The 328-nt window shown below is 66.2% G+C and carries 1 pseudogene; it reads right to left on the bottom strand.

Going from position 1 to position 328, the window contains the following annotated elements:
• Nucleotides 1-328, bottom strand: a pseudogene (locus AC5Y43_RS24995) (hypothetical protein); the annotation flags it as partial.

Genomic DNA, 328 nt, shown 5'->3' on the forward strand with positions numbered 1-328 from the left:
GCCGTTCAGCAGCGCGTTGATGCCCGCGTTGATGTCGGCACCCAAAGCCGGCAAGTTCGGCAGCGTCAGCGGCGGCAACGACGGGAACGTGATCGGCGGCAACCCCGGCAACGCCAACGTGCCATTCAGCAAGGCGTTGATGCCCGCGTTGATGTCGGCACCCAAAGCGGGCAGGTTCGGCAGTGTGAATGCCGGCAGACCCGGGAAGGTGATCGGCGGCAGACCCGGCAACGCCAACGTCCCGTTCAGCAACGCGTTGATGCCCGCATTGATGTCGGCCCCCAAAGCCGGCAGGTTCGGGAACGTGAACGCCGGCAGACCCGGGAAG

This window comes from Mycobacterium sp. NGS57 (genome assembly GCF_059812405.1).